The organism is Streptomyces anulatus (assembly GCF_000721175.1).
Lineage (GTDB): Bacteria > Actinomycetota > Actinomycetes > Streptomycetales > Streptomycetaceae > Streptomyces > Streptomyces anulatus_C.
The window spans coordinates 106,119-120,324 of sequence record NZ_JOEZ01000022.1; the positions used below are offsets into that span (position 1 = coordinate 106,119).

General features: G+C 73.7%; 12 protein-coding genes and 2 pseudogenes. 6 read left to right on the forward strand and 8 right to left on the reverse strand.

The window, feature by feature from the left end; translation table 11 throughout:
• Positions 1–70: 70 nt before the first annotated feature.
• The 3 genes from IG90_RS0125535 to IG90_RS0125545 all read left to right on the forward strand — a co-directional run bounded on the left by IG90_RS0125535 (position 71) and on the right by IG90_RS0125545 (position 4,393).
• A complete protein-coding gene (locus IG90_RS0125535; RefSeq protein WP_030589038.1) occupies positions 71–868 on the forward strand; it encodes a 3-hydroxybutyrate dehydrogenase in 798 nt (265 codons plus the stop codon).
• Between the two features lie 105 nt (positions 869–973).
• Complete coding sequence (locus tag IG90_RS0125540; protein WP_030589042.1) at positions 974–2,395, forward strand: MFS transporter; 1,422 nt, start codon at positions 974–976, stop codon at positions 2,393–2,395.
• Positions 2,396–2,488: 93 nt separating this feature from the next.
• Entirely contained in the window at positions 2,489–4,393 is a 1,905-nt protein-coding gene (locus tag IG90_RS0125545) for a helix-turn-helix domain-containing protein (RefSeq protein ID WP_030589045.1), read from the forward strand.
• Between the two features lie 26 nt (positions 4,394–4,419).
• Here IG90_RS0125545 and IG90_RS0125550 read toward each other — a convergent pair whose 3' ends face one another.
• On the reverse strand, positions 4,420–4,824 hold the full coding sequence (locus IG90_RS0125550; RefSeq protein ID WP_030589050.1) for a (2Fe-2S) ferredoxin domain-containing protein: 405 nt from the start codon (positions 4,822–4,824) through the stop codon (positions 4,420–4,422).
• A gap of 371 nt (positions 4,825–5,195) precedes the next feature.
• Between IG90_RS0125550 and IG90_RS0125555 the strand changes: the two genes are divergently transcribed.
• Positions 5,196–5,780: a TMEM165/GDT1 family protein gene (locus IG90_RS0125555; protein ID WP_030589053.1), complete on the forward strand. Its 585-nt coding sequence runs from the start codon at positions 5,196–5,198 to the stop codon at positions 5,778–5,780.
• Positions 5,781–5,894: 114 nt separating this feature from the next.
• Here the strand turns inward: IG90_RS0125555 and IG90_RS39760 are convergent.
• The 5 genes and pseudogenes from IG90_RS39760 to IG90_RS0125590 all read right to left on the reverse strand — a co-directional run bounded on the left by IG90_RS39760 (position 5,895) and on the right by IG90_RS0125590 (position 11,400).
• Positions 5,895–6,432, reverse strand: a pseudogene (locus tag IG90_RS39760) (methylated-DNA--[protein]-cysteine S-methyltransferase).
• Positions 6,433–6,454: 22 nt separating this feature from the next.
• Positions 6,455–7,927, reverse strand: coding sequence for an AlkA N-terminal domain-containing protein (locus IG90_RS0125565; RefSeq protein ID WP_030589056.1), 1,473 nt, complete (start codon positions 7,925–7,927; stop codon positions 6,455–6,457).
• 144 nt (positions 7,928–8,071) lie between these two features.
• On the reverse strand, positions 8,072–8,605 hold the full coding sequence (locus tag IG90_RS0125575; protein ID WP_030589058.1) for an O-acetyl-ADP-ribose deacetylase: 534 nt from the start codon (positions 8,603–8,605) through the stop codon (positions 8,072–8,074).
• A gap of 438 nt (positions 8,606–9,043) precedes the next feature.
• Entirely contained in the window at positions 9,044–10,459 is a 1,416-nt protein-coding gene (locus IG90_RS0125585) for a phytoene desaturase family protein (RefSeq protein WP_030589061.1), read from the reverse strand.
• 95 nt (positions 10,460–10,554) lie between these two features.
• Positions 10,555–11,400 carry an inositol monophosphatase family protein gene (locus IG90_RS0125590; RefSeq protein ID WP_030589064.1) on the reverse strand — a complete coding sequence of 282 codons (846 nt, stop codon included), beginning with the start codon at positions 11,398–11,400 and terminating at the stop codon, positions 10,555–10,557.
• 628 nt (positions 11,401–12,028) lie between these two features.
• On the opposite strand from IG90_RS0125590, the gene IG90_RS0125595 reads away from it, so the two are divergent.
• Positions 12,029–12,724 (forward strand): type 1 glutamine amidotransferase domain-containing protein, encoded by a 696-nt coding sequence (locus IG90_RS0125595; protein ID WP_030589067.1) that lies wholly within the window; start codon positions 12,029–12,031, stop codon positions 12,722–12,724.
• Positions 12,725–12,775: 51 nt separating this feature from the next.
• On the opposite strand, the gene IG90_RS0125600 is transcribed toward IG90_RS0125595, so the two are convergent.
• Entirely contained in the window at positions 12,776–13,144 is a 369-nt protein-coding gene (locus IG90_RS0125600) for a Zn-ribbon domain-containing OB-fold protein (protein WP_030589070.1), read from the reverse strand.
• 125 nt (positions 13,145–13,269) lie between these two features.
• Positions 13,270–13,950, reverse strand: a complete 681-nt coding sequence (locus tag IG90_RS0125605; RefSeq protein ID WP_030589073.1) for a TetR family transcriptional regulator — start codon at positions 13,948–13,950, stop codon at positions 13,270–13,272.
• Positions 13,951–14,119: 169 nt separating this feature from the next.
• Here IG90_RS0125605 and IG90_RS43790 point away from each other — a divergent pair.
• Positions 14,120–14,206: pseudogene (locus IG90_RS43790) on the forward strand (electron transfer flavoprotein subunit beta); the annotation flags it as partial.

The window sequence follows — 14,206 nt, forward strand, 5'->3', positions numbered from 1 at the left end:
CTCCCCGCCCGCGTACTGTGGAGATCCACGCCATGGGATGCCCGGCGGAGTGTCTCTAGCGTTTCCGGCCATGACGAGCCAATTTCACGCAGCGTCCGGTTCCCCGGCGCCGGACGCCGGGACCGTGGACCTCCGGGGGCGTACCGCCCTCGTCACCGGCGGCGGCAGCGGCATCGGGCGGGCCACCGCCGAGGCGCTCGCCGGAGCCGGCGCCCTGGTCCATGTGGTCGACCGCGAGGCCGGGAGCGCCAAGTCCGTCGCCGCCGCGATCGGCGGAGTGGCTCACGTCGTGGACCTGGCCGCCCCCGAAGCGGTCGGGACGCTGCCGGCCGATGTGGACGTCCTGGTCAACAACGCCGGGCTGCAGCACGTGGCCGCCATCGAGGACTTCCCGCCGGCCCGCTTCGAGCTGATCCAGAAAGTGATGGTGAGCGCCCCGTTCCTGCTGATGCGGCACTGCCTTCCGCACATGTACTCCGGGGGGTGGGGCCGGATCGTCAACATCTCCAGCATGCACGGGCTGCGGGCCAGCGCCTTCAAGTCCGCCTACGTCGCCGCCAAGCACGGCCTGGAGGGGCTGAGCAAGGTGGCGGCTCTGGAGGGCGCCCCGCACGGCGTGACCAGCAACTGCGTCAACCCCGGTTACGTACGCACGCCCCTGGTGGAGGGCCAGATCGCGGGCCAGGCAGCCGCGCACGGGATCCCCCCGGAGGAGGTCGTCACCGACATCCTCCTGGACCGCTCCGCGATCAAGCGGCTGATCGAGCCCGAAGAGGTCGCCGCGGTCTGCCTCTGGCTCTGCGGCCCCCACACCTCGTACATCACCGGCGCCTCGCTCCCCGTCGACGGGGGCTGGGGCGCCCAGTGACCCCACACCCGCCTCCGCCCCACCGGAGCCGGGCGCACGACCCCGCACCACCGCTCCCGCACCCCCGTCCCTGACAGCCCTGCCAACGAAACGCGGTGACTCATCATGGGTTCCCCAAGCTCCGCCCAGTCCCCCTCGGGACCGTCCGCCTCCACGCGGCCCGCCCCCAAGGGCAAGATCGGCCGGATCGTCGCGGCCAGCCTCGTCGGCACCACCATCGAGTGGTACGACTTCTTCCTCTACGGCTCGGCCGCCGCGCTCGTGTTCAACACGCTCTTCTTCCCCAGCAGCGACCCGCTCGTCGGCACCCTGCTGGCCTTCCTGACGTACGCGGTCGGCTTCGCCGCCCGTCCGCTCGGCGGCGTCGTCTTCGGCCACTACGGTGACAAGATCGGCCGCAAGAAGCTCCTCGTGATCAGCCTGCTGATGATGGGCGGCGCCACCTTCGCCATGGGGCTGCTGCCCACCCACGCGAGCATCGGACTGTGGGCGCCGATCCTGCTGACGGTCCTGCGGCTGGTGCAGGGCTTCGCTCTCGGTGGCGAGTGGGGCGGCGCGGTACTCCTCGTCTCCGAACACGGCGGAGACGAGCGGCGCGGCTTCTGGGCCTCCTGGCCGCAGGCCGGAGCCCCCGGCGGCAACCTGCTGGCGACCGGCGTGCTGGCGCTGCTGGCCGCCGTCCAGTCCGACGAGGCCTTCCTCGCCTGGGGCTGGCGCATCCCGTTCCTGCTCTCCGGCGTCCTCGTCATGCTCGGCCTGTGGATCCGGATCTCCGTCGAGGAGTCCCCGGTCTTCCTGGAGGCGCAGAAGAAGTCGCAGGAGCAGGCCGCCGCGGGCGTCAAGGAGCAGGCCCCGGTCGTCGCGGTGTTCCGCAAGAGCTGGCGCGAGGTGCTCCTCGCCATCGGCACCCGCTTCGGCGAGAACATCTCGTACTACATCCTCACCGCGTTCCTCCTGGTCTACGTGACCGTGCACCTGGAGATGTCCAAGAGCGACGCCCTCAACGCCCTGCTGATCGGCTCGGCGGTCCACTTCGTCACCATCCCGCTGTGGGGCGCCCTCTCGGACCGGCTCGGCCGCCGGCCGGTCACCCTGATCGGCGCCCTCGGCATGGCCGTGTGGGCCTTCGGCTTCTTCGCGCTCCTGGACACCAGGTCCTTCCCGGTGATCGTCCTGTCGGTCACCGTCGGCCTGCTGCTGCACGGGGCGATGTACGGGCCGCAGGCGGCCTTCATCTCCGAGCTGTTCGACACGAAGGTCCGCTACTCCGGCGCCTCGATGGGCTCCCAGCTCGCCTCGATCATCGGCGGCGCGCTCGCCCCGCTCATCGCGGTCGAGCTGCTCAAGGACTACCGCTCGTCCGTCCCGGTCTCCCTCTACCTCTGCTTCGCCGCGCTGGTCACCGCGGTGACGGTCTGGGTGGCGAAGGAGACCCGGGGCCGTGACCTGGCCAAGGACGGCCTGGACCACTCGGTCCCGGCCGCACCGGCCGCCGCCCGCAAGGACTCGGTCCCCCTCGGCCGCTGAACCCACGCCCTCCCGCGCGCCGCACCGCTCGTACGGCGCGCGGGAGACGCCCCCCACCGCCCGCTCGCACCTTCCCCGGGAGGCGATCACCGTATGCTCACCGGCGTGACAGCCCCCGGCCCCCAGCACTCCGCGGCAGCCCTGCGCCGGCTCCTGGACCTGCTGGCGCAGGGCGCGGCGGCCGAGGAGTTCGACCGGCCGGCCGCCGCCGCCCGGCAGGCGGGGGCGTCCGCGGCCGAGCTGGCCGAGATCGCCGAGGCAGCCGTGGTGGCCTTGCGCATCCGGCGCACTCTCAGCCAGCACCGGGTGCGCGAGGCGCAGCTCACCGCCCTCTTCGACACCGCCAGCGACCTGGCGGCCCTGCGTGACCTGGACGCCGTGCTGCGGGCCATCGTCCACCGGGCGAAGCTGCTGCTCGGCACCGACGTCACCTACCTCTCCCTCAACGACGACGCCGCGGGCGACACGTACATGCGGGTCACCGACGGGTCGGTGGCCGAGGCGTTCCAGCGGGTGCGGCTGGGCATGGGCGAGGGCCTGGGCGGACTGGTGGCCCAGACCGCCCGCCCGTACGCGACCGGGGACTACCAGGCCGACACGCGGTTCCACCACACCGCCGGCATCGACAGCGCGGTCCTGGACGAGGGCCTGCGGGCGATCCTCGGCGTGCCCCTGCGCCTGGGCGCCCGCATCATCGGGGTCCTCTACGCGGCCGACCGGGCACCCCGCGAGTTCACCGCCGGTGAGGTGGCGCTGCTCTCCTCACTGGCCGACCACGCCGCCATCGCCATCGACGGGGCCCGGCTGCTGGAGGAGACCCGGGCCGCACTGGTCGACCTCAACGCCGCGTCGGAGACCATCCGGACACACAGCGAGGCGATGCGCCGCGCCGAGGAGGCCCACGACCAGCTCACCGACCTCGTCCTGCGGGGCGGTGGCGCCGACGACGTGGCGGCGGCCCTCGCCGACATCCTGGACGGCGGGATCCTCATCCATGACGCGGACGGCGCCGAACTGGCCCGCGCCCGCACCGAGCCTCGCCCGCAACCGATCCCGGCCGTATCCGCCTCCCGGGCCAGGGGCCGGGCCGTTCCCCTGGGCGGCACCTGGGTCTGCGCCGTCCTCGCCGGCCCCGAACTCCTCGGCTCCATCGCGCTGACCGGCCGGGCGGGGCTCGCGGACGCCGACCGGCTGCTGTTCGAGCGCGCCAGCGTCGTCACCGCGCTGCTCATGCTGCTGCGCCGCTCCGTCGCCGAGACGGAGGACCGGGTACGGGGAGAGCTGCTGGGCGACCTGCTCTCGCGCACCGGCGACCCGGGCACCCTGACGGCCCGCGCCCGCAGGCTGGGTGTCGACCTCGGCGGCCGGCACAGTGTGTTCGTCGCGCACAGCGACGTGGCCCCCCGGCACCGGCTGCTGGCCGCGACCGCCCGGAGCGCGCAGGCCCGCAACGGTCTGGCCGGACTGCACCACGACCACGTCGTCCTGGTGGCGCCGTCCGAGGCGCCGGGACCGGCCGCCCAGGCGCTCGCCGCCGAACTGGGCCAGGCGGTCGGCTTCCCCGTCACGGTCGGTGCGGCGGGTCCTGCCGCGGGTCCGGCCGACCTGCCCCACGCGCACAGCGAGGCCGACCGCTGCCTGTCCGCACTGCGCGCCCTCGGCCACACCGGGAGCGGCGGGGCCGTCGCGGACCTGGGGTTCATCGGCGTGCTCCTGGGCGACCAGGCGGATCTGGGAGGCTACGTGGAGCGGACACTGGGGCCCGTGCTCGACTACGACCGCCGGCGCGGCACCGACCTCGTCGCCACTCTGGACGCCTATTTCGCCCAGGGGACGAGCCTCACCCGGACCAGGGCCCGGCTTCACGTCCATGTGAACACGGTGGTGCAGCGGCTGGAGCGCATCGGCCGGCTGCTCGGCCAGGACTGGAACACGCCTGCCCGCACCCTGGAGATCCAGCTGGCTCTGCGCCTCCACCGGCTGACGCAGGGCCTGTGACGGCGAGCCGGTCGCGTAAGGGGGTCTCAGCCGTCCAGGCCCGCCCGGACCCGGCGCGAGGGCTGGAAGACGTACAGGTCGAGGATGTCCGGGGCGTCCGCGACGCCCGGGCCGCCCGCCGCCGCCCAGGTCACGATGTCCTGCTCGGCGTGCTCGTCGTTGACCAGGCCCAGCCAGACCGGCCGGCCGCCGGCGCGACGGCCCTCGGCGGAGGGCTGCACGACGATCACGTTGCCCTGCTCGCAGGCGTCCAGGCATTCGACCGCCCGTACGGTGGCGGCGCCCTGCAGTCCGGAGCGCAGCCGGGCCAGCTGGGCCGCGTGGTCGACGCCCGGGATCTTCTCGGTGCCGCAGCAGCAGCCCCGGCAGACGCTGACGGTGGGCCGGGGGACGCCCTGGGCGGGCACGTCCTTGCGGGGGCGGCGGCTCATGGGGGCTCTTCCCGTCGCGGTGGGTGGGATGGCGGGGACCACCGGTGGCACGGGTGATCATCACGACTCTACCGAGGCGCTCACGGCTCGAACACCAGCACCCACGCCCGGCCGGGTGGGGTACTGTTGATGGCTGCGAAGGGGAGTAGCCCCGCAAACCGGTCGTCGACACACTGGAACCCCCGGGTTCCCGGTGGCCGGGCTCGTGAGTCCTGCAGAAGGATCCCCACGGGCGGGCGAGACCTTCGGTCCTGTATGACACGTCCACGTCCTGTGGACGCCGCCGTCATGCCGGGCCGAGTGGTCCTCCGAAAGCCCGAGCGGCGCTTCGCGAAGATCCGGGGCCCGGCTCGAACAGAAAGCCACCCGGAATGCACCTCGACCCCCTGGCGATCATCACCGCCTTCGGGCTGATCTTCCTCGCGGAGCTCCCCGACAAGACGATGTTCGCGTCGCTGGCCATGGGCACGCGGATGCGGCCGCTCCATGTGTGGTTCGGTACGTCGTCCGCGTTCGTCGTGCACGTCGCCATCGCCGTGGGCGCGGGCGGCCTCATCGGTCTGCTGCCCGACTGGATCGTCAAGCTCGTCTCGGCCTCGCTCTTCGCGCTCGGCGCGTTCCTCCTGCTGCGCGGCGGCGGCGGGGACGACGATGACGAGACCGAGGTGAAGACCGTGGCCGGATTCTGGCCGGTCTACTCGACCGCGTTCATGGCGGTCTTCATCAGCGAGTGGGGCGACCTGACGCAGATCACCACCGCCAACCTCGCGGCGAGCAACGGCGCCTGGTCCACGGCGCTCGGCTCGGCCGCCGCCCTGATCTCCGTATCCGCCCTGGCCCTGCTCGCGGGGAAGTTCATCGCGAAGCGCGTACCGCTGAAGACCGTGCAGCGCATCGGCGGGATCTGCATGCTGGGCCTCGCCGTCTGGACGGCCGTGGAGATCTTCACCGGCTGAGAACGGTGAGCGTGGGGGCGGGGGCGTACCGGCTTCGGTACGCCCCCGCCCCCACGCTCAGCCCTCGCCCGCGCTCAGCCCGCCCGCGCTCAGGACCACTCCCCCGCCCGGCGCTCAGAACAACGCCTGCACCCCGGCCTCCGTCCCGCCGCTCTCGAAGGCGAGCAGCCGCTGCTTGCGGTCCAGGCCACCGCCGTAGCCGGTGAGGCCGCCGGAGGCGCCGATGACCCGGTGGCACGGCACGATGATCCCGACCGGGTTCCTGCCGTTGGCCAGGCCCACCGCCCTCGACGCGCCCGGCTTGCCGAGTTCCCCGGCCAGTTCGCCGTACGTACGGGGTCTCGCCGTACGGGATCTTCAGCAGCTCCGCCCACACGCTCCGCTGGAACGGGGTGCCGTGCAGGTCGAGCGGGAGGTCGAAGGTGGTGCGGTCTCCGGCGAAGTACTCGGCGAGCTGCCGGATCACCTCGCCGAAGGGCTCCGGGTCCGGAACGCCGAAGGTCTCCTGGGGTGGGCGGTGGCGCTGGTCGGTCATGTAGAGCGCGGAGAGGACACCGTCGGTGGCGACGAGCGTCAGCGGGCCGTAAGGGCTGTCGAGGACCGTGTGCTGCTTGGTCACCGGCGGCGTGGTGGTCGTCGTGGTCGTGGTCATGGGAGCGGTGTCCTTGTCTGCGTCAGGCGGGCAGGTGGTTGACGGGGTGGTCGTCCACCGTCCAGAGGTACTGCACGGCGTACGCCCGCCAGGGGCGCCAGCCGGCGGCCCGTGCGGTGAGGGCGGCGGGGGTGGCCGGCAGGCCGAGCCGCTCGGCCGCCCGGCGGATGCCGAGGTCGGTGGGGAGGAAGGCGTCGGGGTCGCCGAGGGACCGCATGGCGACGGACTCGACCGTCCAGGGGCCGAAGCCGGGCAGTGCGGCCAGCTCGGCGCGGGCCTGTTCCCAGTCGGTGTCGGTGTCGAGCCGCAGCCGGTCCTCCGCGAGGGCGGCGACGAGCGTGGTGAGGGTGGTACGGCGGGTGCGCGGCAGGGCGAGGGCCTCCGGGTCGAGGCCCGCCAGCGCCTCCGGGGCCGGGAAGAGGTGGGCCAGGCCGCCCTCGGGATCCTCGACCGGGACACCGTGGGCGGTGACCAGACGGGCCGCGTGGGTGCGGGCGGCGGCGGTGGAGACCTGCTGGCCGAGCACCGCGCGTACGGCGAACTCCGCACCGTCCACCGTGCGGGGCACCCGGCGGCCGGGGCCCGCGTCGACCAGTGGGGCGAGCAGCGGGTCGGTGCGCAGCTGCGCGTCGACGGCGACCGGGTCCGCGTCCAGGTCGAGGAGCCAGCGGCATCGGCTGATGGCCCGGGTGAGGTCGCGGGGGTCGGTGAGGGAGAGCCGGCAGGCGATGTGGCCGGGTGCCGGGCTCAGGGCGACGACGCCGTGCCCGTACGGGAGGGTGAGGGTGCGGCGGTACGCGCCGTCGCGCCACTCCTCGACGCCGGGGACGGCGGTCGCGGCGAGGTGGCCGAAGAGGTTGCTCGGGTTGAGCGGGGCCCGGTACGGGAGGCGGAGGGCGATGACGCCCGGTACGGCGGCGGCCCGGGGGCCCCGGGCGGCCCGGGTGCGCAGTTCGCCGGGGGCCAGGCCGAAGACCTCGCGGACCGTCTCGTTGAAGGTGCGGATCGAGGAGAAGCCGGCGGCGAACGCCACCTGGGCCATGGGCAGCGCGGTCGTCTCGATGAGCAGGCGGGCGGTCTGCGCCCGCTGGGCGCGGGCCAGGGCCAGCGGGCCCGCGCCCAGCTCGGCCAGTAGCTGGCGTTCGATCTGCCGCGCGGAGTAGCCGAGCCGGGAGGCGAGCCCTGGCACTCCCTCGCGGTCGACGACCCCGTCCCGGATCAGGCGCATGGCGCGGGCGACCGAGTCGGCGCGGGCGTTCCACTCGGGGGAACCGGGGCTGGTGTCGGGGCGGCACCGCTTGCAGGCGCGGAATCCGGCCTGCTGGCAGGCGGCGGCGCTCGGGTAGAAGGTCATGTTGCGGACCTTGGGCGGCACGACGGGGCAGCTGGGGCGGCAGTAGATCCGGGTGGTCAGGACCGCGGTGAAGAACCAGCCGTCGAAACGGGCGTCCTTCGACCGGACGGCCCGCACGCAGCGCTCGGTGTCGGTGTGCATGGCTCCAGCATCGGTCACCGGTCAGGGGCTTGGCTGGCGGAAATCCGACACGGTGCTCGCGCGGGAATCCGACGGCCGTGCGGACCCTCGCGGTGGCCGCCGGGCGCCTCGGGCGCCTACTCGTGGCGGCCGCCGGGCGCAGGCTCAGCGCATCGCGAGGACTTCCTCGAACTCCACGTACGCGTGCGCGTCGAAGAGCACGAAGCGCACCTCTTCGACCGGCTCCAGGATCTCCGCCAGGACCGTGCGTACCGCGATCCGGGCCCCGTCGTCCATCGGCCAGCCGTAGATGCCGGTGGAGATCGCCGGGAACGCTATCGACTTGGCCCCCAACTCGGCTGCCAGCCGCAGGGATTCGCGGTAGCAGGAGGCGAGCAGGGCGGAGCGGTCCTGGGCGCCGGAGAAGACCGGTCCGACCGTGTGCACGATCCACCGGGCGTCGAGGCGTCCGGCGGTGGTGGCGACGGCCTGTCCGGTGGGCAGGCCCTTTCCGTAGTGCGAGGCGCGCAGCTCACGGCAGGCGGCGAGGATGTCGGGTCCGCCGCGCCGGTGGATGGCGCCGTCGACTCCGCCGCCGCCGAGCAGCGAGGAGTTCGCCGCGTTGACGATGACGTCGACGGACTGGTCGGTGATGTCGCCGCGGACCAGGCGGACCGCGGGGCTGGCGGGGGTGCTCATGGGGACATCATGCCGCGCGCCGGAGGCCTTCGCCGCCCGGTCGGACGGACCGGGTCCGGTGGACGGCCGCCAGGCCCGCTGCCCTGCGGGGACGCGCGGCGCCGCGCGTCACCACTCGACCGCCCACCCGAAGGGCGGAGCGGTCCTGGGGGCGGCGGCGGTGCTCGGCGCGCCGGGCCCGCGCCGTGGCGCCGCTCCTGCGGATCCCCTCGCGGTCCCTGGTGGTGCCCGGTATCGCGGGGCCCTGCTGCCCGGCCCGGACGTCTGCCGCAGCCTGCTCCGGTACGCCTGCACGTCCCCGGGGCGGGCGGCTGCACGGTGCCGGCGTTCGTCACCACGGCCGTCATCGGTGTGGGCACCGTGCTCGGCAACCACATCGGCGGTGCCGCGCAACGGCGTTGGGCTCCGCGCTGAGGGACAGTCCTTGGCCGGCGCCCTTCAGGAGGCCCGCAGCCGTCGCCATACGGCCTTGGCGGCGTGGTGGCCGGACATGCCGTGGACGCCGGGGCCGGGCGGGGTGGCCGAGGAGCACAGGAAGACCGCCGGGTGCGCGGTGGCGTACGGGACGCGGGCGAGCTTGGGGCGGATGAGGGTCTGGAGGCCCGCGAAGGCACCGCACGCGATGTCGCCGCCGACGTAATTGGCGTTGCGCTGGGCCAGTTCGGGCGGGCCCGAGACGGCGCGGGCGAGCACCAGATCGCGGAACCCGGGGGCGAAGCGCTCCAGTTGACGCTCGATGACGTCGGTGGCGTCGCCCTCCCAGCCGGCCGGGACGTGCCCGTACACCCAGAAGACATGGCGCCCCTCGGGGGCCCGGGAGGGGTCGGTGAGGCTCGGCTGGGCGGTGATGAGGAAGGGGACGCTGGGGTCACGGCCCTCGACGGCGGCGCGCAGCGCGGTGTCGATGGCTCCGGCGGTGGGTCCGATGTGGACGGTGCCGGCGCGGCGGGCCTCCTCGGCGGTCCAGGGGACGGGGCCGGACAGCGCGTAGTCGATCTTGAAGGCGGAGGCGCCGTAGCGGTAGTGGCCGTAGGCGGAGCCGAGGCCGGCGATGCGGGCGAGCGCGGACGGCGAGGTGTCGAAGATGTAGGCGCGGGCGGGCGGGAGTTCGTCCAGCCGTCTCACCTCGCTGCCGGTGCGGATGGTGCCGCCCTGTTCGCGGAGGCAGGAGGCGAGGGCGTCCGAGATGGCCTGGGAGCCGCCGCGCGGCACCGGCCAGCCGTTCTCGTGGGCGGCGAGCGCGAAGACGAGGGCGATCGCCGAGGTGGCGAAGCCGCTGGTGGGAGCAATGGCGTGGGCGGCGAGCCCGGCGAAGAGGCCGCGGGCCTTCTCACCCTGGAAGCGGCGGGAGACCCAGGTGGCGGGCTGGAGGCCGAGCAGGCCGAAGCGGGCCAGTCGGTACGGGTCGCGGGGCAGGCCGTCCCAGGGGGTGCGCAGGAAGTCGGCGGCCAGGGTGTCCCAGCGGCCGAGGAAGGGGGCCATGAGCCGGCGGTAGGCCCCGGCGTCGACGGGCCCCAGCGACATCGCGCTCTCGCCGACGGAGCGGGTGAGCGTGGCGGCGGTGCCGTCCGGGAAGGGGTGGGCGAGGTCGATCTCGGGGTGCAGCCACTCCAGGCCGTGCCGGGCCAGGGGCATCGCCCGGAACGCGGGCGAGCCGATGCCGAGGGGGTGCACGGCGGAGCAGGGGTCGTGCCGGAAGCCCGGCAGCGTCAGCTCCTCGGTGCGGGCACCACCGCCGACGGTGTCGTGGGCCTCGTGGACCTCCACGGCGAAGCCCCTGCGGGCCAGTTCGGCCGCGGCGGTCAGCCCGTTGGGACCGGCCCCCACGACGACCGCATCGAGCATCGAGGGCACCTGGGGACTCCTTCGTCGGCCGGCGGGCTGAAGCCCCAGGATATTCCGGCGCACCGACCGTGCGGACGCGGGTACCCCGGGGCCGGTCGGGCGGGTCAGCCGCCCGACCGCAGAGCGGCCAGGACGCGCTGGACGGTGGCCTCGTCGCGGGCCGCCGTGAACGGCAGGTGGTTGCCGCCCGCGATGCGGAACGGGACGCCGGACAGGGTCGACTGGGCGCCGCCCGCCTCGGTGACCAGGAGCAGGCCCGCGGCGTGGTCCCAGGCGTACTCCCAGTTGAAGGCGGTGGCGTCCTGTGTGCCGCGGGCGACGGCGAGGTACTCCAGCCCGGCCGAGCCGCAGGGGCGGGCCGCGATGCCTTCGGTGCGCAGGCCGAGCAGGGCCCGCTTCTGGGCGTCGCTGGTGTAGTCGGGGTGCGACATCGCCACGTTCAGCACGGCGCCGGGGGCGGGCGACCCGGAGCGTATCCGCGTCCCGTTCAGCGTGGCGCCCCGGCCGCGTACGGCGACGGCCATCTCGCCCAGGACCGGGGCGTACGTCCAGGAGGCGTGGACCTCGCCGTGCTGGGCGAGGGCGACCAGGGTGCAGAAACCGGCCTCGCCCCGGACGAACTGGCGGGTGCCGTCGACCGGGTCGACGATCCAGACCGGGGCGTCGCCGCCGAGGGCGTCGTAGACCGCCGGGTCGGCGTGCACGGACTCCTCGCCGACGACGACCGAGCCGGGCAGCAGCTTGGTGAGGGCGGCGGTGAGGTGTTCCTCGGCCAGCCGGTCGGCGGCGGTGACCAGGTCGTGCGGGCCGCTCTTCTCGATGATCTCGTGAGCGGCGAGCTTCCGGTGGCGGGGCATGATCTCGGCCGCGGCGGCGGCGCGCACCGCCTTCTCGACCTCGGCCAGCGGTCCGGTGTGCCCGGCGGTCCCGTACAGGAAGTCATCGATCATGGCTCCAGCCAATCACAGCGGGACGGGCCCGCACGCCCCGGGTGAATGCGGACAACTCCGACGCGCGACCGGATGCCGGACAGCGCCCGCGAAGTACAACGGGTATGGCCCGCGACCGGGCCCTGTCCGGCGCCTCGACCTGGGTCGATCCGGGCCCCGGCCGGACCGCCGGCCGATGAGCCGGCCGCGCTCCCGCTGCCCGCCGAGGTGGTCACCGCCTGGCTCTCGGGCGACGCGGAGGCGCCGGCCGCCCGCGCGGCCGGGACGCACCGGGGCTGAGAGCCTGCCGGGAGGCCTTCGATCGGAAAGCGGACGTGGCCTGGTGCGTGCGGTTCCAAGGCGCCGAGGTGTCCTCGTAGCGGAGCTGCCAGGGTGTTTCGGCAACGCCGGAAGCGTGCGTGCCAGGGCGTGGCCGCCCGGTCAGAGGTCACCCGACAGGCTCTGAGCCGCGCCGGAGCCCTCCGGAGGATTCGGACCGGCTGCCGGGGGCAGGTGATCCGCCGGACGGCCGATCGCCGCCGACCCGTCGGAAGCCTCTTTCCGGCACACGTGGGCGGCGCGCGGTTCCTGGCCCGACCGGGCCTACCGTCGGCCTGGTCAGCCACCCCGACCAACGGAGATGTACGACATGGCAAAGATCCTTTTCGTGGTGTCCGGCGCGGACCGATGGACCCTGGCGGACGGCACGGCCCACCCCACGGGCTTCTGGGCCGAGGAGGCCGTGGTCCCGTACCGGGCGTTCACCGACGCCGGGCACGAGGTGGTCGTCGCCACCCCGGGCGGCGTCGTCCCGACCGTGGACCGCGGCAGCCTGGCACCGGAGGTCAACGGCGGCCAGGAGGGCGCCGACGAGGTGACGGCCGGGCTTGAGGCGTTCGAGGAGCTGAGGCGGCCGGTCGCGCTGGAGGACGTGGACCTGGACGCGTACGACGCCGTCTTCTACCCCGGCGGCCACGGCCCGATGGAGGACCTCGCGGTGGACCCCGCCTCCGGGCGGCTGCTCGCCCGGGCGCTGGCCTCGGGCAAGCCGCTCGGCGTGGTCTGCCACGGTCCGGCGGCGCTGCTGGCCGCGACCGGCCCCGACGGCGGGAACGTGTTCGCCGGGTACCGGCTGACCGGTTTCACCAACGCCGAGGAGGCCCAGGCCGGCCTCGCGGACAAGGCCGAGTGGCTGCTCCAGGACCGGCTGGTGGCGCTGGGCGCGGACTTCCAGGAGGGCGAGCCCTGGGCCCCGTTCATCATCACCGACCGAAATCTCATCACCGGTCAGAACCCGGCCTCATCCGCCCCGTTGGCCACAGAACTGCTCAACCGGCTCGGCTGACCGGCTGACGGCGGCCCACCGGCCGGCGCTTCACCGGCCGGGCGAAGGCCGTCAGATCCAGTCCCGCCGTGCGGGCGGCTCGCAGAGCTCCAGCACCACCGCGCCCGTCTCCGGCTCGTCCCCGGGGACGGGCCGGACGCGCGCGCCGACCGTCACCAGGTGCGGAGCCGCCCCCACGACCTGGCAGCGGAAGACGAACCCCTCGGAGAACCGCACCAGGGACTCGTTGCGGGCCGCCTCGGTGTAGCGGTGGACCACGGCGGTCCGGACGACCACGCCGTGGCCGGTGGTGCGTTCAGGCTCCAGTTCGCTCGACGCGCATACCGGGCACAGCAGCCGCCGGAACGAGGCGGTGCCGCACCAACGGCAGCGGTGGTAGGAGAGGCCGCACTCCTCGTGCGCCTTCTGGACGGTGCCCATTCCTGTCTGGGACACGGCTCGACCCCCTGCGCTCGACTCGGACGCGCCGCACCTGCACTGCCGGCGCGTCCGCACCATATGGCACTCAGTGCCGGACAGTAAAGGCACTGAGTGCCCATTGATACTCAGTTCGCGCCGACGGCGGCCTCGATCTGCTGCACGACGCGCCACATCGGGGTGCCCTTCTGCGCGACCATCACGATCACCTCACCGTCACCGGAGACGGAAAGGGGGGTGGCGGGAAGGGGGCCGGCGGGCCGCCCCCACACCTCGCGCACCAGGTCGAGCGCATGATCGACGGCCACCTCGGGGTCACCCGCCCCGCCCGATCGCAGCCACAGCCGCAACCCGTTGTTGTGCGCGGCGACGACGGACGCCGCGATCACCTCGGCCCGCAGCTCCCCGTCACCGTCGTCGCCGAACCGGCCCCTGAGATGACCGGCGAGGGTCTGCTCGTAGCGGCGCACCACGGAGAGTTCGTACGTCCGCAGTCCCGGCACTTCCCGGGTGAGGCGGTAGCGCTGCACGGAGAACTCGGGGTTGGCCGCGTACATCCGCAGCACGATGCGCGCGGCGTCGCACACCGCGCCGACCGGATCACTGTCGTCGACGGCGGCCAGGAACTCGGTCATCTCGGCGAGGCACCGCTCGTGGTCCGGGAAGACCGCGTCCTCCTTGGACGGGAAGTAGCGGAAGAACGAACGCCGGCCCACCCCGGCCCGCGCCACGATGTCGTCCACGGTCGTCCGCTCGAAGCCCCGCTCCAGGAAGAGCTGGAAGGCCGCCTGTGCGAGCACCTCCCGCATGGGTGCCTTCTTCTCGGGTCCTCGTGCCTCGCTCATGTGGCGAAACGTAGCACCGGAAAGCCAGTTTTGGCACTGCGTACCTTTACAGAGGGTACTGAGTGCCATAATCTTTCCATCCGTACGAATGACACCCAGGTGGGACCACACCCAGGTAGGCAGGAGAGCCGGCGTGAGCTTGAGGATCGTTGTCTGTGTGAAGTACGTGCCCGACGCGACCGGTGACCGGCGTTTCGCCGATGACCTGACGCTGGACCGT

What these genes read in the sequence shown, in the direction of transcription:
- IG90_RS0125605 (WP_030589073.1), bottom strand. Translation starts at nt 13,950, where the DNA reads ATGCGGGAGGTGCTCGCACAGGCGGCCTTCCAGCTCTTCCTGGAGCGG.
- IG90_RS0125590 (WP_030589064.1), bottom strand. Translation starts at nt 11,400, where the DNA reads ATGATCGATGACTTCCTGTACGGGACCGCCGGGCACACCGGACCGCTG.
- IG90_RS0125545 (WP_030589045.1), top strand. Translation starts at nt 2,489, where the DNA reads ATGCTCACCGGCGTGACAGCCCCCGGCCCCCAGCACTCCGCGGCAGCC.
- IG90_RS0125540 (WP_030589042.1), top strand. Translation starts at nt 974, where the DNA reads ATGGGTTCCCCAAGCTCCGCCCAGTCCCCCTCGGGACCGTCCGCCTCC.
- IG90_RS0125575 (WP_030589058.1), bottom strand. Translation starts at nt 8,605, where the DNA reads ATGAGCACCCCCGCCAGCCCCGCGGTCCGCCTGGTCCGCGGCGACATC.
- IG90_RS0125550 (WP_030589050.1), bottom strand. Translation starts at nt 4,824, where the DNA reads ATGAGCCGCCGCCCCCGCAAGGACGTGCCCGCCCAGGGCGTCCCCCGG.
- IG90_RS0125555 (WP_030589053.1), top strand. Translation starts at nt 5,196, where the DNA reads ATGCACCTCGACCCCCTGGCGATCATCACCGCCTTCGGGCTGATCTTC.
- IG90_RS0125595 (WP_030589067.1), top strand. Translation starts at nt 12,029, where the DNA reads ATGGCAAAGATCCTTTTCGTGGTGTCCGGCGCGGACCGATGGACCCTG.
- IG90_RS0125565 (WP_030589056.1), bottom strand. Translation starts at nt 7,927, where the DNA reads ATGCACACCGACACCGAGCGCTGCGTGCGGGCCGTCCGGTCGAAGGAC.
- IG90_RS0125535 (WP_030589038.1), top strand. Translation starts at nt 71, where the DNA reads ATGACGAGCCAATTTCACGCAGCGTCCGGTTCCCCGGCGCCGGACGCC.
- IG90_RS0125600 (WP_030589070.1), bottom strand. Translation starts at nt 13,144, where the DNA reads ATGGGCACCGTCCAGAAGGCGCACGAGGAGTGCGGCCTCTCCTACCAC.